At 77.8% G+C, this 2,941-nt stretch carries 4 protein-coding genes; all 4 read left to right on the top strand.

Features of this window, described 5'->3' with window-relative positions; translation table 11 throughout:
* Positions 1–364 (top strand): ArsA family ATPase (locus ACYVI6_RS18390; RefSeq protein WP_460447747.1); only part of this gene is annotated, 364 nt, incomplete at its 5' end.
* Positions 361–945 (top strand): hypothetical protein, encoded by a 585-nt coding sequence (locus tag ACYVI6_RS18385; protein WP_460447746.1) that lies wholly within the window; start codon positions 361–363, stop codon positions 943–945. The genes ACYVI6_RS18390 and ACYVI6_RS18385, both read left to right, overlap by 4 nt.
* A 1-nt stretch (position 946) precedes the next feature.
* Positions 947–1,921, top strand: a complete 975-nt coding sequence (locus ACYVI6_RS18380; RefSeq protein WP_460447745.1) for an ROK family glucokinase — start codon at positions 947–949, stop codon at positions 1,919–1,921.
* Positions 1,918–2,941: ROK family glucokinase (locus tag ACYVI6_RS18375; RefSeq protein WP_460447744.1), on the top strand; the 1,024-nt coding region annotated here is incomplete at its 3' end. The genes ACYVI6_RS18380 and ACYVI6_RS18375, both read left to right, overlap by 4 nt.

Genomic DNA, 2,941 nt, shown 5'->3' with positions numbered 1-2,941 from the left:
CGCGGCGGCTCCCACCGGCCTCGACGCCCTCCGCGCCCTGCCCGGCCTGCTGCCGGACGGCGCCGCTGCGCTGCTGGCCGCGCCGCGCGGCCCGGCCGCGTCGTCGGTGCACCGCACGGCGTCGGGGTACCGGTTCGACCTGCGCCTCGGACTGCTGCCCGGGGCCGACGTCGAGCTCGCACGCCGCGGTGACGACCTGCTCGTCGCCGTCCCGGGCGCACGGCGCGGGGTGCGGCTGCCGTCGGTGCTGCGCCGGTGCGAGGCGACCGCCGCGCGCGTGCGCGACGGCGTGCTGCAGGTGCGCTTCGTGCCCGACCGCGCGCTGTGGCCGGCGACCCGGACGCGCGAGCAGGTGACGACGTGAGCTCCCAGCCCCGCGACGAGCAGCTCGGCAGCGCCGCGCAGGAGGCCGCCCGGCTGGTCGAGCAGCTGCAGGGCTGGTTCGGTGCCCGGCCCGCCGAGCCAGCCGACCCGGCGGCCGACGCGCCGTCCGCCGGGGTGGGCGACCAGGTGCACGACCAGGTCGACGAGCCGTCGCCGCACGAGTGGTCGAGCTGCCGGGTCTGCCCGGTCTGCCGGGCCGTCGACGCCGTGCAGCGCGACCACCCGCAGGTCGTCGAGCACCTCGTCGACGCCGTCGACCACCTGGCACAGGCGTTCCGCGAGCTGGTCCGCCCGCCCGGCGAGCCCGGCGCGCCCGACGAGGCACCGCCGCGGACGGGCCGCGCGGCGGCGGACGGCGCCCAGCCCGCGGGACGCACCCGCCCCGGCCCGACGTCCCGGCCCGTCGTGGTGGACCCTGACCCCGGGAACGCACCGGACGACGACTGGGACGACCTGATCGACCTGGACGACATGCACGACCTGGACGACGTCGACGACGTCGACGCGGGGCCCGGCGAGACGCCGCGCCCCGACCGAGACGCAGCAGAAGGGAACCACTGAGGTGGCACTGACGATCGGCGTGGACGTCGGCGGCACGAAGATCGCGGCCGGCGTCGTCGACGAGGAGGGCGCGGTGCTGGCGTCCGCGCTGCGCGACACCAGCGCGGCCGACCCGGTGGCGATCCAGGAGGCGATCGCCGACGTCGTCGCCGAGCTGCGCGCGCAGCACGAGGTCAGCGCGGTCGGTGTCGCGGCGGCCGGCTTCGTCGACTTCGCGAACGGCGTGCTGCTGTTCGCGCCGAACATCAACTGGCGCGACGAGCCGCTGCGCGACGGGCTGCAGGCCCGCACCGGGCTGCCGGTCGTCGTCGAGAACGACGCGAACGCCGCGGCCTGGGGCGAGTTCCGGTTCGGGCCGGCCCGGCACGTCGACGACATGGTCGCCGTCACGATCGGCACCGGCGTCGGCGGCGGCGTGGTGTCGGGCGGGCAGATGCTGCGCGGGGCCAAGGGGATGGCGGGCGAGCTGGGCCACGTGCGGCTGGTGCCCGACGGCCTGCCCTGCGGCTGCGGCAACCACGGCTGCTGGGAGATGTACGCCAGCGGCAACGCGCTGCAGCGCAACGCCCGCGCCCTCGTGCAGTCCGGCGCACCGGAGGGCCGCGCGCTGGCCGAGCTGTGCGGCGGCGACGCGAGCCGGCTGGTCGGGCCGATGGTCACCGAGGCGGCCACCGCCGGCGACCAGGCGTCGGTGCGGCTGTTCGCCGACCTCGGCCGGTGGATCGGCGAGGGCATGGCCGCCATCGCCGCGGTGCTCGACCCGGCGCTGTTCGTCGTCGGCGGCGGCGTCGTGCGGGCCGGCGAGCTCGTCGTCGGCCCGGCGCGCGAGGCGCTCGCGGCCAACCTGACCGGGCGCTCGCAGCGCCCGGCGATCGCCGTCGTGGCCGCCGCGCTCGGCACGCAGGCCGGCACGATCGGCGCCGCCGACCTGGCCCGCGAGGTGACCGCCGCCGTCGGCGAGCGGGTGGCGGGGTGAGCGAGCGGCGGCCCGAGGCGCCGCTGCAGGTCTGGTCGCGCCCGGCGATCGGCGTCGACATCGGCGGCACGAAGGTCGCCGCCGGCCTCGTCGACACCGACGGGCGGGTGCTGAGCCGCGCCCGCCGCGAGACCCCGCACCGCAGCACCAGCCCGCAGGTCGTCGAGGACACCATCGCCGAGGTGATCACCGAGCTGCGCGAGGAGTGGGACTTCCGCGAGCCGCTGGCGGTGGGCATCGGCGCGGCCGGGTTCGTCGACGTCACCCAGAGCTCGGTGCTCTTCGCGCCGCACCTGTCGTGGCGGCACGAGCCGCTGCGCGACGCCATGCGCCGCCGGGTCGGCCTGCCGGTCGTCGTCGAGAACGACGCGAACGCCGCGCTGTGGGCCGAGTCGCGGTTCGGCGCGGCCCAGGGCGAGGAGTGCGTGGTCTGCGTCAACCTCGGCACCGGCATCGGCGGGGCCGTGCTGCTGGACGGCGAGCTGTACCGCGGGCGGTTCGGCGTCGCGGGCGAGTTCGGCCACATGCAGGTGGTGGCCGGCGGGCACCGCTGCGAGTGCGGCAACCGCGGGTGCTGGGAGCAGTACGCCAGCGGCAACGCCCTGGTGCGCGAGGCCCGCGAGCTGGCGGCGGCCGGGTCTCCGGTGGCGCACGGGCTGCTCGAGCGCGCCGAGGGCGACCCGGCGCAGATCAACGGCCCGCTGGTCACCGAGGCGGCCAAGGACGGCGACCCCGCGGCCGTCGAGCTGTTCGAGGACGTCGGGCGCTGGCTGGGCATCGGGCTGGCCAACCTGGCGGCCGCCTTCGACCCGGGCCTGTTCGTCATCGGCGGCGGGGTGTCGGACGCCCGCGAGCTGCTGCTGAACCCGGCGCGCGAGTCGTTCCGCCGTGCGCTCACCGGCCGCGGCTTCCGCCCGGAGGCGCGGGTGGTGCGCGCGCAGCTGGGCAACGAGGCCGGCCTGGTGGGCGCGGCCGACCTCGCCCGCGACCACGCGCGGCTGTTCCGCCGCCGGCGGCACC

Source organism: Angustibacter aerolatus (assembly GCF_054776675.1).
The sequence above is the reverse complement of the archived record's forward strand: the minus strand, read 5'-3'. Positions and strand labels throughout refer to the sequence as shown.